Origin of the sequence: Streptomyces sp. NPDC001744 (assembly GCF_042892575.1) — a bacterium.
Taxonomy (GTDB): Bacteria; Actinomycetota; Actinomycetes; order Streptomycetales; family Streptomycetaceae; genus Streptomyces.
The window spans coordinates 155,844-179,730 of the sequence record NZ_JBIAUG010000016.1; the positions used below are offsets into that span (position 1 = coordinate 155,844).

Genomic DNA, 23,887 nt, shown 5'->3' on the forward strand with positions numbered 1-23,887 from the left:
ATCGGTCGTGTATCGGCCGGGGCCCGCCGCCGGACGGCTACGGCCGGGCGGCGGACCCGTCCGCGTCCGGGACGCCCTCCGGCAGGCGCAGCACCGCCACCGCCCCGCCGTCCCCGGGGTGGTTGGCGAAGTCCAGCGACGCCCCGATCACCTTGGCCTGCCCGCGCGCGATCGTGAGGCCCAGACCGTGACCGCGCCCGCGCTCGGCCGCGCCCGTGCGGAAGCGCTGGGGCCCGTGCGCCAGGAGATCGGCGGGAAAACCGGGGCCGTGGTCCCGGACCGTGACCGTCCGGTCCGTGACGGTGACCTCCACGGGGCCGGCGCCGTGCCGGTGGGCGTTGACGACGAGGTTGGCGACGATGCGGTCCAGGCGGCGAGGGTCCGTGTCGGCGACCGGGGCGCCGACCGCCGTCACCCGCGCCGCGAGACCGGTCCTCGCCACCGACTCCCCGACGAGTTCGGCCAGGTCCACCGCGCGCGACCACGACCGCTCGGCGCCCGCGTCCAGACGGGAGATCTCGAGCAGGTCCTCGATCAGGTCGCGCAGCACCCGGGTCCGGTCCCGCACCAGGTCGGTGACCTCCCCCTCGGGCAGGAGGCCGGCCGAGGTGACCAGCCCCATCAGCGGGGTGCGCAGTTCGTGCGCGACGTCGGCGGTGAAGCGCTGCTCGCTCGCGATGCGTTCGCGCAGGCTGTCGGCCATCGAGTCGACCGTGGCCGAGATCTCGGTGATCTCGTCGCCCCCGCGGCCCCCCATCCCCGTACGCGCGTCCAGGTCGCCCGCCGCGATGCGCCGCGCCGTACCGGCCACCCGGCGCAGCCGCCGGGCCGGCAGTTCGGTCGCGAGGACCGTGACCGGCACCACGAAGGCCAGGGTGACCAGGGAGTACTTCCACATGTGCCGGTCCAGGGCGCGTCGGGTGAGCAGGTCGGAGGTCATGTCGACCTCGACCGCGTACACCTGCCCGCCCTCCTTCCTCGCGGCCCAGAAGGCGGGGGCGGGGGGCCCCTCCTCGTAGAAGGTGCCCAGGCCGTGGAGCTCGACCTGGCGCAGGAGGGGCTCCGGAAGCTCGCCCTCCGTCACGAGGGGCGGTTCTCGCCGGGCGTCCCGGGCGTCCTGGATCGCCGTGTCCAGCGTGCTGACGGCTTTCCCCGCGCCCTCGTGCATCGATCGCCGCAGGGTCGACTCGTGCACCAGGACACCGACGGTGAGCGCCATCGCGGCACAGGCCAGGGTCACCAGGAAGACGGTCTTCCAGCGCATCGAGCGGGGGTTCAGGAGGGCGCGCGTGATCGGCATCTCGGGTCTCCGGGTCAGCGACGCAGCTTGTAGCCGAAGCCGCGGACCGTCTCGATGCGGTCGGCGCCCACCTTCTTGCGCAGGCGCTGGACGCACAGGTCGACGACCCGGGAGTCGCCGTCCCAGCCGTAGTCCCACACGTTGCGCAGCAGGGTCTGGCGGTTCAGCACGACCCCGGGGTGCGCGGCGAACTCGAGCAGCAGCCGCAGCTCGGTCGGGGCCAGCGCGATCTCCTCGCCGTCCCGGTACACCTCCAGGGCCGCCGGGAGGACGGTCAGGTCGCCGAAGACCAGCCGGTCGGCCGGCCCGGGTTCCGAGGCCGGCTCCTCCCGCGCCGGCGGCACGAAGGTGGCCCGGCGCAGCAGCGAGCGTATCCGGGCCACCAGGACCGAGGTGTCGACGGGCTTGACCACGTAGTCGTCGGCGCCGGCCTCCAGGCCGGAGACCACGTCGAGGGAGTCGCCGCGCGCGGACATCATCAGGATCGGGTCCGTGCCGGTCTCCCTGATCCGGCGGCACAGTCCGATGCCGTCCAGGCCCGGCAGCATCACGTCGAGCAGCAGCAGGTCGAAGCGGCCCTCCCGGAACAGTTCGAGGCCGCTCAGCCCGTCGCCCGCCACGACCACGTCGTAGCCGTAGCGTTCCAGGGCCATCGCGACGGACCGGCGGATCACCTCGTCGTCTTCGACGAGCAGGATCGTCACGGGGGCGGGATCAGGCATGTGCGTCCATCGGGTGAGGTGCGGGGCGGCACGGTGCGGGACGGCACCGCGCAGGGCGGTCCTCCATCATGCCCTGCCGGACGGAGGACCGTGCGGGCCGGTGGTCCGGGGGAGCGGACAGGACGCGGCCCCCCAGCAGGGCCGATGCCGTACGGATACACGGCCGCGCGGTCACGGACGCACGGCCGAGCGGTCACCGCCGCGCGATCGAGCGGTCGGGGACGCCGACGCGCGCGGCGGACCCGTACGTCCCCGGGGGAGGCGCGGGCGCGCCACCGTCACGGGGTGCGGAAGCCGCGGCGGGTCACGCGCCTCCGGCTCGTGGAGCCGAGCCGCCCGCCCGCCATGGCCACCGGCCGGCCGTCGTCACGGATGCCGAGGTGAGCGCCGGGTGCGCGGGTGCGCGGCCGGAACGGTCCCGGCCGGGCGCTGCTGTGCCCTTCTTCCGCGTGCGGCCGCAGGACGGCTCCCGCCCGCGACGGGGGCCGGCCGCGGCGAAGCCCCGGGACCTCTCCGGACGGTTCCTCAGGACCGCCCGGAGAGGGCTCGGGCCAGATACGGGGCGGTGCGGCTGTCCGCCGCGCCCGCCACCCGGTCCGGAGGGCCCGCCGCCACGATCCGCCCGCCCCGGTCCCCGCCGCCCGGACCGAGGTCGATCACCCAGTCGGCGGTGGCGACCACGTCCATGTCGTGCTCGACGACGACCACCGAGTGCCCGGCGTCCACGAGGCCGTGGAGCTGGCGCATCAGGACCTCGACGTCGGCCGGGTGCAGTCCGGTCGTCGGCTCGTCGAGCACGTACAGGGTGGGGGAGCGGTGCGGTCGCTGGAGTTCGGAGGCGAGCTTGACGCGCTGGGCCTCGCCGCCGGAGAGCTCCGTGGCGGGCTGGCCGAGCCGCAGGTAGCCGAGGCCCACGTCGAGGAGGGTGCGCAGGCTCCGCGCGGCGGCGGGGGTCTCCTCGAAGAAGGCGGCGGCCGACTCCACGGTCAGGTCGAGGACCTCGGCGACGGTGAGGCCGCGCAGCCGCACCTGGAGGGTCTCGGGGTTGTAGCGGGCCCCGTGGCAGTCGGGGCAGGGCGCGTACGTACTCGGCAGGAAGAGCAGTTCGACCGAGACGAACCCCTCGCCCTGGCAGGTCTCGCAGCGCCCGCCGGGCACGTTGAAGGAGAAGCGTCCCGCCCTGTACCCGCGCGCCACCGCCTCCTCCGTCTCCGCGAACAGCTTGCGCACGACGTCGAAGAGGCCCGTGTACGTGGCGAGGTTGGAACGCGGGGTCCGGCCGATGGGGCGCTGGTCAACCGTCACCAGGCGGGTTCCTTCGGCGAGTTCGCCGGTCAGCGCGTCCACGAGGGTGGACTTGCCCGAGCCGGAGACGCCCGTGACGGCGGTGAGCACGCCGAGGGGGAAGGCCGCCTCCACGTCCCGCAGGTTGTGCCGGGTGACCGGTCCCGTCCGCAGCCAGCCCGCCGGTTCGCGCACCGCCCGCGCCGGAGCGGCCTCCCGGCCGAAGAGGAACCGCCGCGTCGCGGACTCCTCGACGCCGGCGAGTTCGCCGGGCGGCCCGCTGTGCAGCACCCGCCCGCCGTGCACCCCGGCGCCCGGCCCCACGTCCACCAGCCAGTCGGCGTGCCGGACCACGTCGAGGTGGTGCTCCACGACGAAGACCGAGTTCCCCGCCGCCTTGAGCCGGTCGAGGACCACGAGCAGGGCCTCGGTGTCGGCCGGGTGCAGCCCCGCCGACGGCTCGTCGAGGACGTACACCACGCCGAACAGGCCCGACCGCAGCTGGGTGGCGAGCCGCAGCCGCTGCAGCTCGCCGTTGGAGAGGGTGGGGGTGGCGCGGTCCAGGCTCAGGTAGCCGAGGCCGAGTTCGCTCACGGTGCCGATCCGGGCGACCAGGTCCTCGGTGAGCACCCGCGCGGTCTCCGTGGCGTCCGCCGCCGTGGCCGCCGTCGCGAGGAGACCGGCCAGGGCCGTCAGGGGCAGCGCGGCGAGTTCGGCGACGGTCCGGCCCGCGAAGGTCACCGCCAGCGCCTCGGGCCGCAACCGCCCGCCGCCGCACACCGGGCACGGCGCGGCCGTGAGGAAACGCTCGGCCTTCGCGCGCAGGGACGGGCTCTTCGAGTCGGAGAAGGTGCGCAGGACGTACCGCCGGGCGCTCGTGTACGTGCCCTGGTACGGGCGCTGGACGCGCCCCGCCTCCCGCACCGGGTGCACGGTCACGACCGGCTGTTCGTCCGTGAAGAGGATCCACTTCCGGTCCTCGGCGTCCAGCTCCCGCCACGGCCGGTCGACGTCGTGGCCGAGCGCCGCCAGGACGTCCCGCAGGTTCTTCCCCTGCCAGGCACCCGGCCAGGCCGCGATCGCGCCCTCGCGGATCGACAGGTCCGGGTCGGGCACGAGGAGTTCCTCGCTGGTCTCGTGGATCAGCCCCAGGCCGTGGCAGGAGGGGCACGCGCCCGCCGCCGTGTTGGGGGAGAAGGCGTCGGAGTCGAGCCGTTCCGCTCCCTCCGGGTAGCGGCCCGCGCGCGAGAACAGCATCCGCAGCGAGTTGGAGAGGGTGGTCACGGTGCCGACGGAGGAGCGGGCGTTCGGCGACGACCGGCGCTGCTCCAGGGAGACCGCCGGGGGCAGCCCGGTGATCTCGCCGACGGCCGGCGCCCCCACCTGGTGGATCAGCCGTCGCGCGTACGGGGCGACCGACTCGAAGTAGCGCCGCTGGGCCTCGGCGTAGAGGGTGCCGAAGGCGAGGGACGACTTGCCGGACCCGGAGACGCCGGTGAAGACGACCAGCGCGTCACGGGGGATGTCGACGTCGACCCCGGCGAGGTTGTGCTCGCGGGCGCCTCGGACGCGGACGTAGGGGTCGTGCGGGCTGTCGTGCATGACCTGATTTTAGCCACTATCCGTTTATTGCTCCGGGTGAGAGGCGTGCTCCGCCGTCGAGGGGCACGGAGTCCCGGGGGAAGCGCGGCGGCCCCCGTCCCCGGAGGGACGGGGGCCGCGCGGCGGGCCGCGCCGTTACCGCTGCCCGGGTTCCTGACCGCCGCCGTAGGAGCGGCGGGCCGCGTCGGCGGCCTTGTCCGTCTGCGCGTCGTACTTGTTCCCGGTGCGCTCGTCCACCATGCGTTCCGCGCGCTCCACGCCCCGGTCGGCCTGGTCCGGGTGGCCCTTCGCCATGTCCTTGGCCTTCTTGGCCATGTCGCCCAGCTTGCCCATGGGGTTCCTCCCTGCGTGTGTGCTCGTGCGTCGTACGTGGTGTCCCCTACCCGCCCGAACCGCTCCGATACGTACCTTTTTCTTCTTCTTCGGACGGCGGGGTTCCTCCGGCCTCCGGCGGCCGGTGCGCGACGGCCGTCTACGCGAGGGCCGCGAGGGCGACCTCGGTGGCGCGGGCGACGAGGGCGTCGTCGTGCGCGGCGCCCTTGACGTCGCGCCGGGAGAGGACGGCGAGGACGAGGGGAGCGGCGCCGGGCGGCCAGATGACGGCGATGTCGTTGCGGGTGCCGTAGCCGCCCGTTCCGGTCTTGTCCCCGACCTGCCAGCCCTTGGGGGTACCGGCGCGGATGGTGCGGTCACCGGTCGTGTTGCGCTCGAGCCAGTCGGTGAGCAGGGCCCGCTTGTCGGCCGGGAGGGCGGTGCCGAGGGCGTACGCGCGCAGGTCGCCCGCGAGGGCGCGGGGCGTGCTGGTGTCGCGGGGGTCGCCGGGGACGGCGTCGCTGAGCGCGACCTCGTACCGGTCGCAGCGGGTGACGTCGTCACCGAGCGCGCGCAGGGCGTCCTGGAGGCCGCGAGGGCCGCCGATCTCGCGGAAGAGCAGGTTGGCCGCCGCGTTGTCGCTGTGGCGGACCGCGGCGTCGCACAGCTCGCGCAGGGTCAGCCCGGTGGTGACGTGCCGCTCGGTGACCGGCGAGTTGCTGATGATCTCGTCACGGCCGTAGCGCACGAGCCGGTCGAGCCCCCGGAGGGAGTTCCTGTCCAGTACGGCGCCGGCGAGCAGCGCCTTGCAGGTGGAGGCGTAGGCGAAGCGTTCGTCGGGCCGGTGGGTCACGGTCCGGCCGCTGCCGGTGTCGAGCGCGTAGACCCCCAGCCGGGCGCCGAACCTCCGCTCCAGTTCGCCGAACGCGCGGGGGGCGGACGCCGGCGGGGAGGGCTTCGGGGCGGGCGGGGTCCCGCCGGTGGCCGCCGGGGAGGCGGTGTCCGGGCCGGCGGCGCATCCGGAGAGGGGCAGGGCCGTGACCCCGGCCAGCGCGGCGAGGACGGTACGACGGGAGACGGGCGTTCGGGCGCGCATGGTGAGCGGGCGTTCCTTTCCTCGGTGGTCGTTCGTGTTCGTCCGCTTCCCGGCTCAGCGGGCCAGGGCGGTCAGGAACCGCGCGGCGACCGGCCCCGCGTCGGCGCCGCCGGAACCGCCGCCCTCCAGGAGCACCGCCCACGCGAGCGGGGAGTCGCCCTGGTACCCGATCATCCAGGCGTGGGTGCGCGGCGGGTTCTCGCCGCCGAATTCGGCGGTCCCCGTCTTCGCGTGCGGACGGCCGGGCAGGCCCTTCAGGGCGTGGGCGGAGCCGGAGGTCACGGTGGTGCGCATCATCTCGCGGAGCCCCGCCACGACCTCGGTCCGCAACGCCGCCGGAGCCCGGTACCTCTTCTTCACCGCGTCCGGCACCAGGACCGGCTGGTGGAACGTCCCGCTCTTGACGGTGGCCGCCACGGAGGCCATCACCAGCGGTGACACCTGGACACGTGCCTGGCCGATGGTGGCGGCGGCCTTGTCGTTGTCGCCCGTCGTCACCGGAACGTCGCCGTCGTAGGTGGTCGTGCCCACGTCCCAGGCCCCGCCCACGCCGAACGCCCGGGCCGCGTCCCGCAGGCCGGTGTCGGAGAGCCGGTCGCGGGCGTCGACGAAGTAGGTGTTGCAGGAGCGGGCGAAGACGTCCGAGAAGGTCGAACCGGCGGGAAGCGCGAACTGCTTCTGGTTCTCGAAGCGCTGTCCGTCGACGTGCGCGAACTTCGGACAGGCCGCGGGGTCCCCGGGCTTCGCGCCGCCCTCCAGGAGGGCCGCCGCCGTGACGACCTTGAAGACGGACCCGGGCGGGTAGCGCCCTTCGAGGGCGCGGTTGAATCCGCCGGGCCGGTTGGCGGCGGCCAGGATGTGCCCGTTGCGCGGGTCGACGGCGACGACGGCCGCGTTGACCTCGGCTCCGGCCAGGGCGTCGGCCGCCGCCTTCTGGACGCGGGGGTCGATGGTGGTGCGCACCGGGCGGCCCCCGGCCGGCGCGGCGGCGGTGAGGTCCTTGACGGCCCGCCCGCTCTCCCGGTCCGCGACCACCAGGGACCTGGACGCTTTCCCGCCCCCGGACAGGACGTCGTCGTAGCGGGCCTCCAGGCCGGACGTGCCCCTGCCGCCGACGGGATCGACGGTGCCGACGAGGCTCTCCGCGCGGAGCGGGGCCCCCTCGGCGTCGAGGACCTTCGCCCTGCCGCCGTGGTTCTTGAGCGCCAGCGTCTGCCCGGGTGCCAGCGCCGGGTGGACCACCGGCGGGACGAACGCGACCTTCCACGCCCCCGACGCCTCCCTCACCCGGGCACCGGAGCGCCAGGTGACGTCCCCCGCCCCCGGCACCGTCATGGTCACGGTGAACGGGAACCGGACCTCTCCCTCGCCCTCCTTCAGGCCCTCCCCGGCGACGACGGTGGTCCTGGAGGGCTTGAGGTTGGTCAGCACCGAGGTGAGGAGCGACGCGGCGTCGTCGGGCGCGTCCGTGTGGCCCGCCGCCTTCCGGGCGTCGTGTCCCGCCCACGCGGAGAGGAACGCGGTCAGCGACTCGTGGGCGGCCGTCACGTCCGCGTCCTCTCCCCGGAGCCCGTCGCCCCCGAGGGCGAAGGCGGCGTACCCACCGCCCGCCAGGAGGAGGAGGGCCCCGGCGACGGCGAGCGGTCGCCCCGCGCGCCGCGGACGTCCTCGCGGGGCGAAACCGTTCCGGCTGTCGGTACGCGTCAAGGTGGTCTCCTTCTCGGATCGGTTCCGGCCGGCCCGCCGGACGCGGTCCCGGTGCCGACGGGGCCCGGCGGCCGGCGGGAGCCACCGGAGGCGCCGGGCCCCCTCGCCGGGAGTCAAACCCGCCCCCGCGCCGCATGTCGAATACGCTCTCGGCGACCGAGCAATTCGAAACACGTATCGACGCACGTCAAGAGGGGCAGAGTGCTGACGGAACGGCATCTGGAAATCTTCGTCGCGCTGGCGGAGGAGGAACATTTCGGAGACGCGGCGCAGCGGGTGGGCATCACCCAGCCGCCGTTGTCGCAGGGGCTGCGCCGCCTGGAGACCCTGCTCGGCGTCCGCCTGTTCGACCGTGGCAGGGGGGTGTCCCTCACGGAGGAGGGGGCGCTCCTGCTCCCGCACGCCCGCAGGGCGCTGGCCGCGCTCGCGGAACTCCGCGAGACCGGGGCGCGCGAGCGCGCGGACGGCCGACGGCTGCGGCTCGGCCTGGCCCCCGAGGTGCCGACGGCCCTCGCGGCCGGTGTGGCGGCCGCGCCGGTCCGGGCGGGTGAGCGGGCACGGATCGGCATGGTCACGGCCCCGACCGTCGCACTGCTCGGCGACGTCGCCGCCGGGCGGCTGGACATCGCCGTGATCCGGCACCCCTCCGTGCTGCACGGCCTGGCCGCGGGACGCGTCGTCCTCCTCCCGACCTGGCTCCTCGCCCCGGCCGGGCGCGGGGACGCGTCGGTTTCGCGCCTGCCCGTCGCCGTATGCCCCCGCGCCGGGGCCCCGGCGGCCCACGACCTGTTCCTCGACACCCTGGCCAGTCGCGGCCGCCGGGTGGAGACCGTGGTGGTCTCCGACGAGCGGGCCGGCCTCGCGCTCGTCGCGGCGGGACAGGCGGTGATGGTCACGGCGGACGGCGGGCTCACGGCCTCCGGCGTCGAGCGGCGGGCGGCGACGGACCCACCGCTTCCCCTGCGGCTGCGGGTGGCCTGGGACCCGCGCCGTCCGGGCGCCGAGGAGACCGCCAGGACGGCGCGGCTGCTGGAGGACGCGCTGGCCGGGGAGGGGGCGTCGTGAGTGGAGCGCGGCGCGGGGGCGGCGTGGAGCGGACGATCCGGAACATGTTCGACGACGCGGGCGTGCGCGGCTGGCTGCACGTGGCGGAACTCGACCGGCCGTCGGCCCGGGTGACGGTCGATCCCGACGAACGGCTGCCCATGGGCTCGATCTACAAGGTGCCGGTGATGGTCGCCTTCTGCCGCCTGGCCGACGCGGGACTCGTCGACCCGCGCCACCGGCTGACGCTGGAACCGGAGGAGCGCGTCCCCGGCCCGACCGGCGTCTCGATCCTGCACGACGCCGTCACCATGTCGTTGCGCGACCTGGTGGTGATGATGATGACCATCTCCGACAACACCTCGGCCGACGCCGTCCTCCGGACGGTCGGCCCGGACGCGGTCGACGCCGTCTGCCGCGACCTGGGCATGCCCGACACCCATGTCCGCGGGGGCGTCGTCAACACGTTCAGCCGTCTGCTGGCCGACACGGGAGCCGATTCCCTGGACGCCGCCCTGGCGCACGTGACGGACAACGACACCGTCGTCCCCCCGGGCGTGTACGACCCGGCCTACAAGGCGTCCAGCACCCCGGCGGACATCGCGAGGCTCCTGCGGGCGATCTGGACCGGACGGGCCGCCTCCGAAGACCGCTGCGCCTTCATGCGCGAGGTGATGCGCCGACAGCCGTGGACGCACCGCCTCGGCTCGGGCTTCCCCTACGACGACGTCACCGTCTACGGCAAGACCGGCACCTTCGGCGCGCTGCGCCACGAGGCGGGCGTCGTCGAACTCGCCGACGGCAGCGCCTACACCGCTGTCGTCTTCACCCAGGCCGCCCGGTCCGACAGCAAGCTCCCGCGCGCCGACGCCGTGATCGGCGCGGCGGCCAGGGTCGCCGTGGAGGAACTGCGGGGGCGCCGGGAGACCTGACGGGGTCCCGCGTCCCCGTCCCCGTCCCCGTACGCGGCGCGTCCGGCTCGGCGGGGGGTGACGCTTACGGCGTACGCGTCACCCCCAGCCGAGCCGGAGGGAGGTCCGACCCGCCCTCCGGCGGGGATTCCCGCCTCCTACCCTGGCACCGTGACACCGGACAACAGGCCCCTGGCCGTCTTCGACCTCGACAACACCCTCGCCGCGACCGCGCACCGCCAGCGCTTCCTGGAGCGGAGGCCCAAGGACTGGGACGCGTTCTTCGCGGCGGCGCCCGGTGATCCGCCGCTGGAGGAGGGCGTCGCGCTGTGCCGCGAGGCGGCCGTGGAGTGCGAGGTCGTCTACCTCACCGGCCGCCCGGAGCGCTGCCGCCGCGCGACCGTGGACTGGCTTGCGGAGCAGGGGCTTCCGGAGGGCCCGCTCCACATGCGCCGCCACCGCGACTTCCGGCCGGCCCGGGTGACCAAGGTGGAGGCCCTGCGGGAACTCGCCGTCGACCGCCGGATCAGGATGCTGGTCGACGACGATCCGGCGGTGTGCGACGCGGCGGAGGCGGCCGGCTTCACCGTCGTACGGGCCCACTGGGCGGCCCCGTCGGCGGTGCTGAGGGAGGCCCAGGAGAAGGAGGGCCGCACCTGAACGCCGGACGGGAGGGAAGGACCGTACCCGGCCCCGCGGAGTACCGGACGGGAGGGAAGGACCGTACCCGGCCCCGCGGGGGGCCGACCGTCACGGTGAGTCAGTTCTCGTCCTCCAGACGGAAGCCGACCTTCAGGCCGACCTGGTAGTGCTCGATCGCGCCGTCGACGAGGTGGCCCCTTACCTGGGTCACCTCGAACCAGTCGAGGCCCCTCAGGGTCTGCGAGGCACGCTCGATGCCGTTGCGAATGGCCTCGTCGACGCCCTCGGTGGAGGTGCCGACGATCTCGGTGACGCGGTAGGTGTGGTTCGTCATGGGGGACGGACTCCTCTCGGTGCCTTTCCTCCACCGTGCCCCAGGCCGCGCCGGGGCGCGACACGACGGCCTCCCCGCGCCCCGGGGAACCGCCGGGACGGGGGAGCGGGCCGTCCGCCGGGGGACGGAAGAGATGGTCAAGGACTTGACCATCTCGTTGGTCCAGACCAGAATCCAGGCCACATACCCGCGCGAACGCCCCGTTCGGTCCCCCCATGCCGGGTCAGCTCCCCCACGCACGACCCCGTGCTGAACCGCAGAAGGTGACCCACGTGAAGAACCGCCACCTCGCCTGTCCCCTGGCAGTCGTCACCGCGCTCGCCCTCGCGGGCTGCGGGATGCTGCCGGGCGGCGGCGGGACGCAGACCGTGCGCATCTGGCTGATGCGGGACAGCGCCAGCCAGGAGTTCCTGGACCGCTTCACGAAGGCGCACGAGGACGAGCACGACGGCGTCCGGCTGGAGGTGACCATCCAGGAGTGGACCGGCATCGGCAAGAAGGTCACCGAGGCGATCAAGGGACCCGGCGGCCCCGACGTCATCGAGGTCGGCAACACCCAGGTCGCCCAGTACGCCGACACCGGCAAGCTGTACGACCTCACCCTGGAGTCGGTGCGCGACCTCGGCAGCGAGGACTGGCTGCCCGGCCTCGCCGAACCCGGGCGCATCGGCGGAACCCAGTACGGCATCCCCTGGTACGCGGCCAACCGGATCGTCATCTACCACAAGGACCTGTTCCGGGCGGCCGGGATCGACAAGCCGCCGGCCACCCGCGCCGCATGGCTCGCGGACACCGAGAAGCTCAACAGGAACGGTTCCCAGGGCATCTACCTCGCCGGACAGGACTGGTACACCCTCTCCGGCTTCATCTGGGACGAGGGCGGCGAACTGGCCGTCGAGAAGGGCGGCGCGTGGACGGGCGCCCTCGACAGCCCGGCGGCCCGGCGGGGCATGGCCTTCTACAAGGAGCTCCAGTCCCTCGGCTCCGGCCCCAAGGACGCCGACGAACAGAACCCGCCGCAGGCCGACGTCTTCGCCAAGGGCGACGTGGCCCAGCTCGTCGCCGCCCCCAGCGCCGTCGCCGCGATCCTCAAGGCCAACCCGGGGCTCAAGGACAAGCTCGGCTACTTCCCGATACCTGGCGCCGTGGCCGGCCGGCCCTGCGCCGTCTTCACCGGCGGCTCCGACCTCATCATCCCGGAGAACGCGCCCCGCCGCGCCGCCGCCCTCGACGTGGTCAAGGCGCTGGCCGGCGAGAAGTGGCAGACCGAACTCGCCCGTGCCATGGGCTACGTGCCCAACAAGAAGGGCCTCGCCCCCGCCGTCGCCGGCCAGGAGGCCACCGCCGTCATGGCCGAGGGGGCCGCGCGCGGCCGGGCCACCCCCAACTCCCCCCAGTGGGCCGACGTCGAGGCGGACAACCCGATCAAGCCCTACATGACGGCCGTCCTGCGGGGCGAGGACCCGGCCGAGGCGGCCCGGAGGGCCTCGGCGGAGATCACCGAGACCCTCGCCGAATAGCATTCAGCGTTCGCACACCCGGGAACCCCCGGACGGTCACGCCGAATCCAGCCGGTCGCGGAAGAAGTAGGGGGCAGGGCCATCGCGCAGGCGGCCCGGCCCCGTCCCGTCCCCTTCCGTTCGCCGGAGGAGCCCGCCATGTCCGCACCGACGCACACGCCCGCCGTCCCCGCGCCGCCCCGGGCCCGCACCGGGCGGCCCGCGCCCCGGTACGCCGTCGGCCTCGCCCGCGACCAGGAGGACGTGCGCGCCGCCCAGCGGCTGCGCCACCAGGTCTTCGCCGGAGAACTGGGGGCCCGCCTCGACGGCCCCGAACCCGGCCTCGACGGCGACGCCTTCGACGCCCACTGCGACCACCTCCTCGTACGGGAGGAGACCACCGGCGAGGTCGTCGGCACCTACCGGCTCCTGCCGCCCGGGCGGGCCGCCGTCGCCGGACGCCTCTACTCCGAGGGCGAGTTCGACCTCACCCGCCTCGCCCCCGTCCGGCACGACCTGGTGGAGGTCGGCCGCTCCTGCGTCCACCCCGACCACCGCGACGGCGCCGTCATCGCCCTCATCTGGGCCGGACTCGCCCGCTACATGGCGGCGACGGGTCACAACTGGCTCGCCGGATGCTGCTCGGTCCCGCTCGCCGACGGCGGTGCCCTCGCCGCCGCCACCTGGGACACCGTCCGGGCCGAGCACCTCGCCCCGGAGGAGTACCGGGTCACCCCGCACCGGCCCTGGAACTCCGAGGGCGTCACCCGTCCCGAGGGCCGCACCGGACTGCCCCCGTTGCTGCGCGGCTACCTCCGGCTCGGCGCCTGGGTCTGCGGAGCCCCCGCGCACGACCCCGGCTTCGGCGTCGCCGACCTCTACGTCCTCCTCTCGCTGCGGCGCACCCACCCGCGCTACCTCCAGCACTTCCTGTCGCTCGCCCCGGCCGCGTGAACGGGCCCGCGGCGATCCCGCCGTGGTTCCCCACGGCGCCCTGCACCCCGGGCCGCTGCACCGCCCACCCCGGCACGGGCCACCGCGCGGGGGACCGCGTCGGCCGCCGCCCCGGCACGGCGACGGCCGGCCCCCTGCGGGCCCTGGCCCGCCTCGCCGCCGGCGCCGGCACCGTCCTCCTCGGCGTCCTGCTCGCCCCGGGCACCGCCCCCCTCCCGTCCGCCACCCGGCTCGCCCTGGTCCGCTGCTGGGCGCGGACGGTGGTCCGCGCCTTCGGCGTACGCGCCCGGTACACGGGGAACCCGGCCCCCGCCGGCCCGCTCCTCGTCGTCGCCAACCACGTCTCCTGGCTGGACGTCCCGCTCCTCGCGGCCGTACTGCCCGGCCGGGCGGTCGCCAAGGCGGAGGTCCGCCACTGGCCGGTCCTCGGCACGCTCGCCGCCCTCGGCGGCACCCTCTTCGTCGAACGGGACCGGCTCAGGGCCCTCCCCGGCACCGTGCGCGCCGTGACCGGAGCGCTCGCGGACGGCGGCCGGGTGGTCGTCTTCCCCGAGGGCTCCACGTGGTGCGGCCGGGCCGGGGGGCGGTTCCGGCCGGCCGTCTTCCAGGCCGCCCTGGACGCCGGATGCGCCGTACAGCCCGTACGGATCGCCTACCGGCCCACCGAGGGCGCCGCGTACGTCGGGGACGACCCGCTCGGCGCCTCCCTGTGGCGGGTCGTCACCACCCGGCGGCTCACCGCCGAGGTCCACGCGGCGGACCCGCTGCCGGGCGGCCGGTACCCGGACCGCCGCGCCCTGGCCGCCGCCGCCGAGCGCGCCGTCGCCCGGCCCGCCGCCCTCCGGCCCGCCACCGCTCAGCGCGCCGTCGCGAGCGACAGCGCGAACCTCTCCCCGCCGTCCGTCCACCAGCGGGCCATGCCGAGGCCCGCCGCCGCCAGCTCCTCCCGCACGCCCTCCTGACGGAACTTGGCCGACACCTCCGTCCGCATCTCCTCGCCCGCCGCGAACGGCACCACGAGGTCCAGTTCGGGGATCTTCACGGTGAGCGCGCGGCGGGCGCGCAGCCGCATCTCGATCCACTCCCGTTCGGCGTCCCACACCGCCACGTGCTCGAAGTCCTCCGGATCGGCGTCCGCGCCCAGCTCCCGGTCGATCACGGACAGCACGTTCCGGTTGAACGCCCCGGTCACCCCGGCCGCGTCGTCGTAGGCGGCCACCAGCGTCGCCTCGTCCTTCACCAGGTCCGTGCCGAGCAGCAGGGAGTCGCCCGGCGCGAGCATCGAACGGACCGAGCGCAGGAAGGTCCGCCGTTCGCCGGGCAGCAGATTGCCGATGGTCCCGCCGAGGAAGGCCACCAGGCGCGGCCCCGGGGCGCCGGGCAGCGCCAGCCCCCGGGTGAAGTCCGCGACGAGGGCGTGCACCCGCAGCTCCGGCCGCTCGGCGAGCAGCGACCCGGCCGCCCCGGTCAGCGCGGACTCGCTCACGTCCACGGGCACGTAGCTGTCCAGACCGGGCAGCAGCGCGTCGATCAGGAACCGCGTCTTCTCGGAGGAGCCGGAGCCCAGCTCCACCAGCGTCCTGGCCCCGGTCGCGGCGGCGATCTCCGGCGCCCGCGCGGCCAGGATCTCCCGCTCCGCCCGCGTCGGGTAGTACTCGGGCAGCCGGGTGATCTCCTCGAACAGCTCGCTGCCCCGGGCGTCGTAGAACCACTTGGGCGGCAGCTCCTTGGGGGAGCGGGTCAGGCCGTGGACGACGTCGGCGCGCAGGTCGGCGCCGGCGGCCTCCGGGTCGAGGGTACGGGTCAGCTGGAACGGGCTCACGCGGACGGCTCCTTGAGCGGGGTGAGGGTGACATCGGCACGGTCGGTGGTCACGAGCGTCCGCTCGGGCACCTCCCGCCACCGCGGGTCGTCGTCGTACGGTTCGGAGGCCACGACCGTCCGGCCGGGGCCGGTCAGGTACCAGAGGCTGTTCCCCCAGGCGGTCGCGGCGATCCGGACGCCGTCGGTGAGCAGCAGGTTCAGCCGGGAGCCGGGTGCCGCCTCCGCGACCTCCCGCACGGTGCCGGCGAGCGCGTCGCCCGGCCCGTCCCCGGCCCGCAGCCGGTGCAGGACGAGCGCCCACACCAGCGCCGAGTCGGTGCGGGCCTCCAGGCGCAGCAGCTCCCCGGCGGACAGCGTCGCGCCGAGCGGGACCAGGGAGTCCGGCCACCCCACGACCATGCCGTTGTGGCTGAACAGCCAGGGCCCGGAGGCGAACGGCGTCGCCGCCGCCTCCCCGTCGGCCCCGGGCAGCGTGGCCCCCCGGACCGCCGCGAGCAGCGCTCCGGAACGGACCACCCGCGCCAGGTCGGCGAAGGAGAGGTCGCCCCAGATCGGGCCGGAACGCCGGTAGCGGGCCGGCACCGGGTCGCCCTCGGCGTACCAGCCCACGCCGAATCCGTCGGCGTTCACCACCCCGCTGGACTGCGTGCGGGGCTCCCAGGACTGGCGCAGCAGCCCGTGCTCGGGCCGGACGATCAGCTCGCCGAGCGCCACCGGATCGCCCACGTAGGCGAGGTGACGGCACATCAGCCGAGCTCCGCGGAGCGCGCCGTGCGGAAACCGGCGAAGATCTGGCGCCGCACCGGCAGGTCCCAGTTGCGGAAGGTGCCCCGGCAGGCGACCGGGTCCACCGCGAACGACCCGCCCCGCAGCACCTTGTGCCCCGGGCCGAAGAACACCTCCGAGTACTCCTTGTACGGGAAGGCCCTGAACCCCGGGTACGGCAGGAAGTCGCTCGCCGTCCACTCCCACACGTCCCCGATCAGCTGCCGCACGCCCAGCGGCGAGGCGCCCGCCGGATAGCCGCCCGCCGCCGCGGGACGCAGGTGCCGCTGCCCGAGGTTCGCGTGCTCCGGGCCGGGGTCGGCGTCGCCCCACGGGTAGCGGCGGGAACGGCCGGATGCCGGGTCGAACCGGGCCGCCTTCTCCCACTCGGCCTCCGTCGGGAGCCTGCGCCCCGCCCAGCGCGCGTAGGCGTCCGCCTCGTACCAGCTCACGTGCAGGACCGGCTCCTCCTCCGGTACGGGTTCGGTCACGCCGAACCGGCGGCGCAGCCACTGCCCGCCGTCGCGGCGCCAGAACAGGGGCGCCCCGATGCCGTGTTCCCGGATCTGCGCCCACCCCTCGGGCCGCCACCAGCGCCGGTCCGTGTAGCCGCCGTCGGCGACGAAGGCCAGGTAGGCGCCGTTCGTGACCGGCGTGGTGTCGATGTGGAAGGCGGGCACGTCCCGGCGGTGCGCGGGCCGCTCGTTGTCGAGGGCCCACGGCTCGTCCGAGGTCCCCATGGTGAACGGCCCGCCGGGCACCAGGACCTCGGCCGGCAGCGGGCCGTCCCGGTGGTCCGGCGGCGGGGGAGCGGTCAGGACGGCCGGTCCCCGCCGGAGCTGATGGGTGATCAGCATCGTCTCGCCGTGCTGCTGTTCGTGCTGGGCGACCATGCCGAAGACGAACCCCCCGTCGAGCAGCGGCCGTCCCTCCAGCGGCGCCCGCTCCAGGAGGTCGAGGACCCGCAGCCGCACGTCCGCCGCGTAGGCGCGGGCCTCGCCCGGCGGGAGCAGGGGCAGCGACGGGCGGGTGGCACGCGGGTGCTCGAAGGCGTCGTAGAGCGGATCGATCCCGGGCAGCAGCGCCTCGCCCCCCGCGACGCCCCGCCACAGCCACAGCTCCTCCTGGTTGCCGATGTGCGCCAGGTCCCAGACCAGCGGCGACATCAGGGGGGAGTGCTGCGCCGTGAGGTCGTCGTCCCCCACGCAGGAGGTGAGCAGGAGGGTGCGGTCCCGCGCGGCGGTGAGCGCGTCCAGGGCGCGCCCGCGCGTCGCCCCGGAGGCGTCCCCGGACCCGGCCGTGTTCCCGTTCGCGCGCGCGGTCACGAGGCCACCGCCCGGAGGTCGTCGGCCGGGGAGCCGCCGGGCACCACGTACCGCTCGTGGAAGGCGGCGACCAGCCGCCGCACCTCCTCGCCCGCCCCGATCCGGGGCAGCGCCTCCAGGGCGGCGGAGAAGACCGTCCGGGCGGCGGCGTGCAGCCCGGGATCGGCCAGTCCGTCACGGGCGGCCGCCACCCAGAGCGGATTGCGCGGCGCGGGCCCGTCGCCGGCCCGTTCCGCGAGCGGCTCGACCGCCCGGTGCACGGCCTCCGCCGCCTCCGGGTCGTCGAAGACCGCCGTCGTCACCGCCGCCGGCACCATCCAGCCGTCCGGCCCCGGCTGCGCGTCGATCATCCGCAGCTCCAGGTGGCCGCGCGGCCGCACCGGCGGGAAGAGCGTCGTCAGGTGGTAGCGCAGGTCGTCGGCGCCCGCCGGACGGGGAAGGCCCGTGCGCAGCCACTCCCGGAAGGTCAGCCCCTCCGGCACGGCCCACGGTGCCTCGTCCGACCGCACGCACAGCACCGGGGCGTCGAGCACGTGCGCCGCCCACTCCTCGCGCGGCTCCCCGGCCGGCCGGGGAGCGAGCGTCCGCAGCGGATCGAGGTCGGCCCACAGCGCCTGCCGCGTCGAGCGCCACCCGGTCCGGTGCCCGCCGTGCACGGGCGAGTTGGCGAAGGCGGCCACGAGCACCGCGCCCAGGAGGTGGGCCGTCCGCCACCGCCTCCGGTGGCCCAGCGGGCCCGGCCCGTCGAACCCCGCGTCGAGGCAGACCTGCACGGAGGCCGACTCGCACATCATCGCCCGTCCGGCCGGGCCGGTCCGGTCGAGCGCGGTCTCCATCGCGTCGTACCGCGGCTCGTGGAGCACCCGGTCGCGCGGCGCGTGCCACGGGTCCACCCCGTACCCGCCGAGGGCGAGGCCGAGCGGTCCGAGCGCGCCCCGCACCGCCCGCAGGTCGGAGGCGAGGGTGTCCAGGCACTCCATGAGCGTCCCGGCCGGACGGGAGCTGAGCTCCACCTGACCGCCGGGTTCGAACGTCAGGCACGACACCAGGGGCAGGGCCCGCAGGGCGCCGAACGCCGCCGTCAGTCTCGGCGGCCGTACGGGGAGCCGGGGGTCCCGCAGGTCGTGCACCAGCCACTCCAGCTCCACCCCCACGGTGCGGGGCGGGCCGGTCTTGAAACAGATGCACCGCAACAGCTCCTCCGCCTCCTCCTCGGTGAGCGGGGGGTCGTCGCGCCGTGCGCCGCTCGGTGACATCCGTGCGCCTCCTGGTCCTCGGGGGACGGGCCCCGGAACGGTCCGTCCCCGGAGCCGCGCCACCGGGGACGCCGGGGCGCGGCTCCCGGGCACACGGGTCCCGGAACGCCACTGGTTCCACCTAAAGCCACCACCGACCGGCGTGCAAGAGCGCCCCGGCGGTCCCTACGCGCCCTCTGTACCCACGTCCGCCGCCGTTTCCCCGCCGCCCCGGAAACCTGTCGAAAACCCGTTGTTCCGAGCCGGGCGGAACGATCATGCTGACGCGCATGAGTGCACGACTGCGCGAGATCGCGCGGCGGACCGAGGAGATCGTCGCCGCCGGCCACTACCGGGCCCCGGACGGCCGGACCGTCTCCCTCGCCGACGACCTGGCCGCCGCCCTGGCCGGAACCCGCCTCCACGGGCCCGGACCCGTCGCCGTCACCCCCGGCACCGACCGCACGCCCGTCCTGGAGGTCACCGGCGAGAGCAGCCTGGCCGCGGCCCGCCGGATGACCGAGGCCGGCCCCGCCCGCCCGGTGGCCGTCCTGAACTTCGCCTCCGCCCGCAACCCCGGCGGCGGCTACCTCAACGGTGCCCAGGCCCAGGAGGAGGCGCTCTGCCGCTCCTCCGCCCTCCACGCCACCCTGCTGCGCGTGCCCGCCTACTACGCCCACCACCGCGCCGACCGGGACCCCTTCTACTCCGACCGTGTCATCCACTCGCCCCGGGTGCCGGTCTTCCGCGACGACCGGGGCGGCCTGCTCGCCGAGCCCTTCAGCGTCGGCTTCCTCACCTCGCCCGCGCCCAACGCGGGCGTCGTCCGCCGCACCGCCCCCGAACGCGCCGGCCGGCTGCCCGCCGTCCTCGCCGCCCGCGCCGAACGCGTCCTGGAGACGGCCGCCGCGGCCGGGTACCGACGGCTCGTCCTCGGCGCCTGGGGCTGCGGGGTCTTCCGGAACGACCCGGTGGAGGTCGCCGGCGCGTTCAAGGCCCTGCTCACCGGGGACGGGCGGTTCGCCGGCCACTTCGAGGAGATCGTCTTCGGCGTCCTGGACCGCGCCCCGGGGGCGCCCACGCTGGCCGCCTTCTCCCGGGTTCTCGGCCGCACGCCCTGACGCGCGGGCGTGCCCGGCGCGCGCGCCTCCGGTACGCGTACGTCAGATCCAGCCGTCCAGGGCGGACACGAACCCGTCGAAGTCGTCGCGGTGGACGGTGTGCCCGGCCCCCGTCACCGTACGGATCCCGAACCCGCGCTCCGCCAGCATCCGGGCGTTCCCGGGAGAGACCGGCAGGCTCGGATCGGCGAGGACGACCAGCGAGGGGACGACCGGCCGGACCGGCCACAGGTCGGTGCCCGTCAGTTCCTCCAGGGCGTACGCCGTCCGTTCGTCCCACATCCGCACCGCGTCCGCCTCGGCGTCGACGTCCTCCTCGGTCCAGTCCGGATTGAGCCGGCGGATCATCTCCCGGGTCAGCCGCTTGCCCCGCACGAAGAGTTCGGCCCGGTAGGCGGCGGGCCCGGCCCCCAGGTGCCAGGCCGGGTCGGAGTACACCGCCCGGAGCGGCCCGAGCCGTTCCACCGCCCGCGCGAGCACGAGCGCGCCGAGCGAGTGCCCGACGGCCAGTTCGCAACCGGCCGGTACGGACTCCACGAGGTCGTCGGCGTAGTCCTCCGGCCGGTACTCCCCGGGGCCCGCGCCCCGTCCGCTGGCCCCGTGCCCCCGCAGGTCCACCGCCACCACCCGGTAACCGCGCTCCGCGAGCGCGGGCCCGAACCGGCGCCAGGTGCGGTGGTCCGCCATGAGGCCGTGGACGAGCAGGGCCGTACGGTCCCCGGTCCCCCAGGTGATGGTGTGCAGACGCACGGTGCCGCCCCTCCCTCTCTCCGCCGTTCTCCGTCGGTGTGCCGGTGTGCCGGTGTGCCGGTGTCCGGCGCCCGCGGGGCGGGCCCGCGGGCCGGGGTCCGACCCTACGGCCCCGGCCGGGCCGGCCGCCGCACGTTCCCGCCCGCGGCCGTCGGCGCCGGTCGTGCGGCGCGGGCCCGCGCGAACGCTTAGCGTCGGTTCATGAGCACAGTTCCGAAGCGATTCGAGATCCTGCTGGTGCCCGAACACGTCGAGGACCGGCGCGGCGCCTCCGTCGCGGACAGCGCCGTCCGCACGGCCGTCGTGGAGGCCACCGGACGCCAGGGCGCCTCCGGCTACCCGGTCTACGAGGGCCACGGCGTCAGGGCCGACATCGACCCCGAGACGGGCGCGGTCGAGGCGCTGCTCGTCGACGGCCGGGAACTCGACTACGGCCTCGTCCCCCTGGCCCGCCCGGCCGGACGGACCTGATCCCGCCCTCCCGGCACGCGGTCCCGGAGCGGCGGGCGGCCCGGGGGACCGGCTCCTTCCGGAAGCGGCCCGTTGACAGGGCGGCCCGCCGGGCGGAGACTCTGCGCGCCCGGTGGGGCGAAGAGGGTCCCACCGGGTGAACAGAGCCGTTCCGAAGGCCACGTGGGAGAGAACCGATGAGCATCCGCGACGTCTACATCGTCGACGCCGTCCGCACCCCGATCGGGAAGTTCGGCGGCGCCCTCGCCCCCGTGCGCCCCGACGACCTCGCGGCCCATGTCGTACGGGCGCTCGTGGACCGCTCGCCCGCGCTCGACCCGGCCCGCGTGGACGACGTCTACTTCGGCGACGCCAACGGCGCGGGCGAGGACAACCGCGACGTGGCGCGGATGGCCGCCCTGCTCGCGGGGCTGCCCGTCACCGTCCCCGGCGTCACCGTCAACCGCCTCTGCGGATCCGGCCTGGAGGCCGTGATCCAGGCGGCCCGAGCGATAGCCCTCGGGGACGCCTCCGTGGCGATCGCCGGCGGCGTCGAGTCGATGTCCCGCGCCCCCTGGGTCCTCCAGAAGCCCGAGCGGGCCTTCCCCGCCGGGCACCAGCAGCTCCACTCCACGACGCTCGGCTGGCGCATGACCAACCCGCGGATGCCCGCCGCGTGGACGGTCTCCCTGGGCGAGGGCGCCGAGCTGATCGCCGACAGGCACGGCCTCACCCGCGAGCGGCAGGACGCCTTCGCCCTCGCCAGCCACCGCAAGGCCGCCGAGGCGTGGGCCAAGGGCCTCTACGACGACGAGGTCGTGCCGTACCCGGGCGCGGACCTGACCCGCGACGAGTCGATCCGGGACAACACCTCCACGGAGGCCCTCGCCCGGCTCAAGCCCTCCTTCCGGACCGAGGGCGGCACCGTCACGGCGGGCAACTCCTCGCCGCTCAACGACGGCGCGGCGGCCCTGCTCCTCGTGGACGAGGAGGGGCTGCGCGAGACCGGCCGCGAGCCGCTCGCCCGCATCCGCGCCTCCGCCGTCACCGGCATCGAGCCCCAGCTCTTCGGCCTCGGCCCGGTCGAGGCGGTCCGCCGGGCCCTGGAGAAGGCCGGACGCTCCTTCGCCGACCTGAGGACCTTCGAACTCAACGAGGCGTTCGCGGCCCAGGCGCTCGGCTGCCTCGCCGAGTGGCCGGACCTCGACCCGGAGATCGTCAACCCGCGCGGCGGGGCCGTCGCGATCGGCCACCCGCTGGGCGCGTCCGGCGCCCGTCTGGCCGGGGCGGTGGCCCACCAGCTCGCGGCGGCCGGATCGGGCACGGGCCTCGCCGCGCTCTGCATCGGCGTCGGTCAGGGCCTCGCACTGGTCCTGGAGCGCTGAGACCACGCGGAAAGGGGGTACGGGAAGCCCTTCCCCACCCCCTTTTTCGCCGTCGCCCTGGGCGTTCTGCCCGTCCTGGTACCGCAACCGCATCCGCGTGCCGGATGTGGTGGTGGGGGGCGTTGGTGTATCTGTGTGCCGATGGGCCGACGGCTGAGCAGGTCGAGTCGCGGTACTCGTTCGGAGCCACCCGGGGCTCCGGGGCGGCCCCGGCCCTGGCGACCTCCGGTTCGGCCCTCCCGGGTACCGCACCGGCTCGCTCCGGTCGGGCGGCGAGCCAGTGCGCGGTGGGTCGCCTGCCGGCGTCGCCTACGGCCGCAGCTGGGCCGCGAGCGCCTCGGCGACCTTCCTGAGCGACTCGCCGGCCAGGGCCGGGTCTGCCTTGGTGACGGTCGATCCCTGGGAGACCACGAGCGCCAAGTCGCCCTTGCCCGCCACCGCCACCCGTGCGACGGCGGCCGTGCCCCGGCCCGGGGTGACCCTGGTCTGGCCGATCCCGGGCTCGTCCTTGGAGAACGTCATCACCTCGTCAGCGCTGAGGTTGCCGAGGGCGGCGATCTGCGGCAGCGCCAGGTTCACCGCCACCTCGCCCTCGGACACGGCCACGAGGTCGATCTCCATCGGGGCTTCCGAAGCCGTGAAGGTGCAGACGACGGACGCGTTCGGCGGGACGGCGGGGATGGAGGGGAGCCCGGACGGCGCGGGCTGCCCGCTGGGCCAGGCCTGGGCCGGGCGGCCCGGGTCGACGGTCCCCTGAACCGCGGGGTCGCCGCCGGACGCCGCCGGGGTGACGGTCCGTTCGGCACCGGCCGCTTTCAGCGCCGCCGCCGGGTCGAGGCCGAACGGGCAGGCCGACGTACTCGTCAGCTGCTTCGCCGTCGAGGCGACCCGGTCGTAGGACAGCCTCGCACCGCCCGAGGCGGCCCCGCCGGAACTCCCGGACGAGGAACAGGCGCTCCCGGCAAGGGCGATCCCGGCCGCGCCGGCCAGGGCGAGGATGCGGCGGTACCTGGCTGCTGTGCGATCAGCTGTCATCCGGTCAGCCTAATCCCGCAACCGCATCTGCGTGATGGATGTGGTGGGGGCTCGTTGGTGTATCTGTGCGCCGATGAACTGACGGTCGAGCAGGTCGAGTCGCGGTTCGAGGGGGCAGCCGGGGTCCATGCCCGCTTCGCGCATCGTTCTGTCAGGTCGGAGCCCCGCGATCGGGCGCTGGACTACCTGGCCGGGCTGCCGGCTCCGTTGGAGCGGAAGAGGGGCTGGACGCCGGCCGCGCAAGTCGGGCAGTTGCGTCCCGACGAGGTTCAGCGTCTGTTGAACCTTTCCCACCGGGATGAGGACGCGGTCCGCGACGACGTGCGCGATTTCGTGGTGGAGACCATCGGCGCCGGGGACGGGATCCTGATCGGCGACGACACCGGACCAGGAACACCATCTGCGCCGGTCACGCTTTCGGCGACGAAGCAAGGCCCGAGTTCGCCGATCCCACGACAAACGCCGAGGCCAGATCCTCCAGACGCGATTGCAGTACTAAAGCGTGTTGCAGAAGGTTGCGTCCGGGCAGGTCAGGGTCGGTTTTGGGGCATGTCCGGTCACGCGGCCATGGCGAGGTTGTGCATGTGGGC

Annotated in this window: 22 protein-coding genes and 1 pseudogene; 10 read left to right on the plus strand and 13 right to left on the minus strand. The window is 75.2% G+C overall.

Features of this window, described 5'->3' with window-relative positions:
• Positions 1–37: 37 nt before the first annotated feature.
• The 6 genes from ACFYZY_RS20190 to ACFYZY_RS20215 all read right to left on the minus strand — a co-directional run bounded on the left by ACFYZY_RS20190 (position 38) and on the right by ACFYZY_RS20215 (position 8,023).
• Positions 38–1,300 carry an ATP-binding protein gene (locus ACFYZY_RS20190; protein ID WP_388695821.1) on the minus strand — a complete coding sequence of 421 codons (1,263 nt, stop codon included), beginning with the start codon at positions 1,298–1,300 and terminating at the stop codon, positions 38–40.
• A gap of 14 nt (positions 1,301–1,314) precedes the next feature.
• Complete coding sequence (gene cseB, locus ACFYZY_RS20195) at positions 1,315–2,022, minus strand: two-component system response regulator CseB (protein ID WP_388695823.1); 708 nt, start codon at positions 2,020–2,022, stop codon at positions 1,315–1,317.
• 525 nt (positions 2,023–2,547) lie between these two features.
• Positions 2,548–4,908: an ATP-binding cassette domain-containing protein gene (locus tag ACFYZY_RS20200; RefSeq protein ID WP_388695826.1), complete on the minus strand. Its 2,361-nt coding sequence runs from the start codon at positions 4,906–4,908 to the stop codon at positions 2,548–2,550.
• A 135-nt stretch (positions 4,909–5,043) separates the two neighbouring features.
• Entirely contained in the window at positions 5,044–5,241 is a 198-nt protein-coding gene (locus ACFYZY_RS20205) for an antitoxin (RefSeq protein WP_388695829.1), read from the minus strand.
• 139 nt (positions 5,242–5,380) lie between these two features.
• Positions 5,381–6,316, minus strand: coding sequence for a class A beta-lactamase (bla, locus tag ACFYZY_RS20210; RefSeq protein ID WP_388695832.1), 936 nt, complete (start codon positions 6,314–6,316; stop codon positions 5,381–5,383).
• A 54-nt stretch (positions 6,317–6,370) separates the two neighbouring features.
• Positions 6,371–8,023 carry a penicillin-binding transpeptidase domain-containing protein gene (locus ACFYZY_RS20215; protein WP_388695834.1) on the minus strand — a complete coding sequence of 551 codons (1,653 nt, stop codon included), beginning with the start codon at positions 8,021–8,023 and terminating at the stop codon, positions 6,371–6,373.
• Positions 8,024–8,224: 201 nt separating this feature from the next.
• On the opposite strand from ACFYZY_RS20215, the gene ACFYZY_RS20220 reads away from it, so the two are divergent.
• From ACFYZY_RS20220 to ACFYZY_RS20230, 3 genes are all read left to right on the plus strand, one after another.
• Entirely contained in the window at positions 8,225–9,088 is an 864-nt protein-coding gene (locus ACFYZY_RS20220; protein ID WP_388695836.1) for a LysR family transcriptional regulator, read from the plus strand.
• 44 nt (positions 9,089–9,132) lie between these two features.
• Positions 9,133–9,999: a serine hydrolase gene (locus ACFYZY_RS20225; RefSeq protein WP_388695839.1), complete on the plus strand. Its 867-nt coding sequence runs from the start codon at positions 9,133–9,135 to the stop codon at positions 9,997–9,999.
• A 150-nt stretch (positions 10,000–10,149) separates the two neighbouring features.
• The gene (locus ACFYZY_RS20230) at positions 10,150–10,638 is read left to right on the plus strand and encodes a hypothetical protein (RefSeq protein ID WP_388695841.1); all 489 of its coding nucleotides are present in this window, start codon (positions 10,150–10,152) and stop codon (positions 10,636–10,638) included.
• Between the two features lie 100 nt (positions 10,639–10,738).
• On the opposite strand, the gene ACFYZY_RS20235 is transcribed toward ACFYZY_RS20230, so the two are convergent.
• On the minus strand, positions 10,739–10,954 hold the full coding sequence (locus ACFYZY_RS20235; protein WP_388695842.1) for a dodecin: 216 nt from the start codon (positions 10,952–10,954) through the stop codon (positions 10,739–10,741).
• 272 nt (positions 10,955–11,226) lie between these two features.
• Here ACFYZY_RS20235 and ACFYZY_RS20240 point away from each other — a divergent pair, with 272 nt between their 5' ends.
• The 3 genes from ACFYZY_RS20240 to ACFYZY_RS20250 all read left to right on the plus strand — a co-directional run bounded on the left by ACFYZY_RS20240 (position 11,227) and on the right by ACFYZY_RS20250 (position 14,369).
• A complete protein-coding gene (locus tag ACFYZY_RS20240; protein WP_388695845.1) occupies positions 11,227–12,474 on the plus strand; it encodes an extracellular solute-binding protein in 1,248 nt (415 codons plus the stop codon).
• Between the two features lie 138 nt (positions 12,475–12,612).
• Entirely contained in the window at positions 12,613–13,407 is a 795-nt protein-coding gene (locus ACFYZY_RS20245) for a GNAT family N-acetyltransferase (RefSeq protein WP_388695847.1), read from the plus strand.
• A gap of 14 nt (positions 13,408–13,421) precedes the next feature.
• Complete coding sequence (locus ACFYZY_RS20250; RefSeq protein WP_388695890.1) at positions 13,422–14,369, plus strand: lysophospholipid acyltransferase family protein; 948 nt, start codon at positions 13,422–13,424, stop codon at positions 14,367–14,369.
• On the opposite strand, the gene egtD is transcribed toward ACFYZY_RS20250, so the two are convergent.
• The 4 genes from egtD to egtA are packed head-to-tail and all read right to left on the minus strand — an operon-like array spanning position 14,264 to position 18,577.
• On the minus strand, positions 14,264–15,229 hold the full coding sequence (gene egtD, locus ACFYZY_RS20255; protein ID WP_388695849.1) for an L-histidine N(alpha)-methyltransferase: 966 nt from the start codon (positions 15,227–15,229) through the stop codon (positions 14,264–14,266). The two genes, ACFYZY_RS20250 and egtD, sit on opposite strands and share 106 nt — an antisense overlap.
• Complete coding sequence (gene egtC / locus ACFYZY_RS20260) at positions 15,226–15,978, minus strand: ergothioneine biosynthesis protein EgtC (protein WP_388695852.1); 753 nt, start codon at positions 15,976–15,978, stop codon at positions 15,226–15,228. Before egtC ends, egtD begins: the two co-directional genes overlap by 4 nt.
• Complete coding sequence (gene egtB, locus ACFYZY_RS20265; RefSeq protein WP_388695855.1) at positions 15,978–17,321, minus strand: ergothioneine biosynthesis protein EgtB; 1,344 nt, start codon at positions 17,319–17,321, stop codon at positions 15,978–15,980. Before egtB ends, egtC begins: the two co-directional genes overlap by 1 nt.
• Entirely contained in the window at positions 17,318–18,577 is a 1,260-nt protein-coding gene (egtA, locus tag ACFYZY_RS20270; protein WP_388695857.1) for an ergothioneine biosynthesis glutamate--cysteine ligase EgtA, read from the minus strand. Before egtA ends, egtB begins: the two co-directional genes overlap by 4 nt.
• 269 nt (positions 18,578–18,846) lie before the next feature.
• On the opposite strand from egtA, the gene ACFYZY_RS20275 reads away from it, so the two are divergent.
• Complete coding sequence (locus tag ACFYZY_RS20275) at positions 18,847–19,677, plus strand: TIGR02452 family protein (protein ID WP_388695860.1); 831 nt, start codon at positions 18,847–18,849, stop codon at positions 19,675–19,677.
• Positions 19,678–19,719: 42 nt separating this feature from the next.
• Here ACFYZY_RS20275 and ACFYZY_RS20280 read toward each other — a convergent pair whose 3' ends face one another.
• On the minus strand, positions 19,720–20,427 hold the full coding sequence (locus tag ACFYZY_RS20280) for an alpha/beta fold hydrolase (RefSeq protein WP_388695863.1): 708 nt from the start codon (positions 20,425–20,427) through the stop codon (positions 19,720–19,722).
• A 201-nt stretch (positions 20,428–20,628) separates the two neighbouring features.
• Between ACFYZY_RS20280 and ACFYZY_RS20285 the strand changes: the two genes are divergently transcribed.
• Together ACFYZY_RS20285 and ACFYZY_RS20290 are read left to right on the plus strand one after the other, a co-directional pair.
• A complete protein-coding gene (locus tag ACFYZY_RS20285; RefSeq protein ID WP_388695865.1) occupies positions 20,629–20,898 on the plus strand; it encodes a DUF6296 family protein in 270 nt (89 codons plus the stop codon).
• Between the two features lie 176 nt (positions 20,899–21,074).
• A complete protein-coding gene (locus tag ACFYZY_RS20290) occupies positions 21,075–22,262 on the plus strand; it encodes a thiolase family protein (protein ID WP_388695868.1) in 1,188 nt (395 codons plus the stop codon).
• A gap of 309 nt (positions 22,263–22,571) precedes the next feature.
• Here the strand turns inward: ACFYZY_RS20290 and ACFYZY_RS20295 are convergent, their stop codons facing one another.
• Positions 22,572–23,297, minus strand: a complete 726-nt coding sequence (locus tag ACFYZY_RS20295) for a hypothetical protein (protein ID WP_388695871.1) — start codon at positions 23,295–23,297, stop codon at positions 22,572–22,574.
• A 57-nt stretch (positions 23,298–23,354) separates the two neighbouring features.
• On the opposite strand from ACFYZY_RS20295, the pseudogene ACFYZY_RS20300 reads away from it, so the two are divergent.
• Positions 23,355–23,887 (plus strand): annotated as a pseudogene (locus ACFYZY_RS20300) (hypothetical protein); the annotation flags it as partial.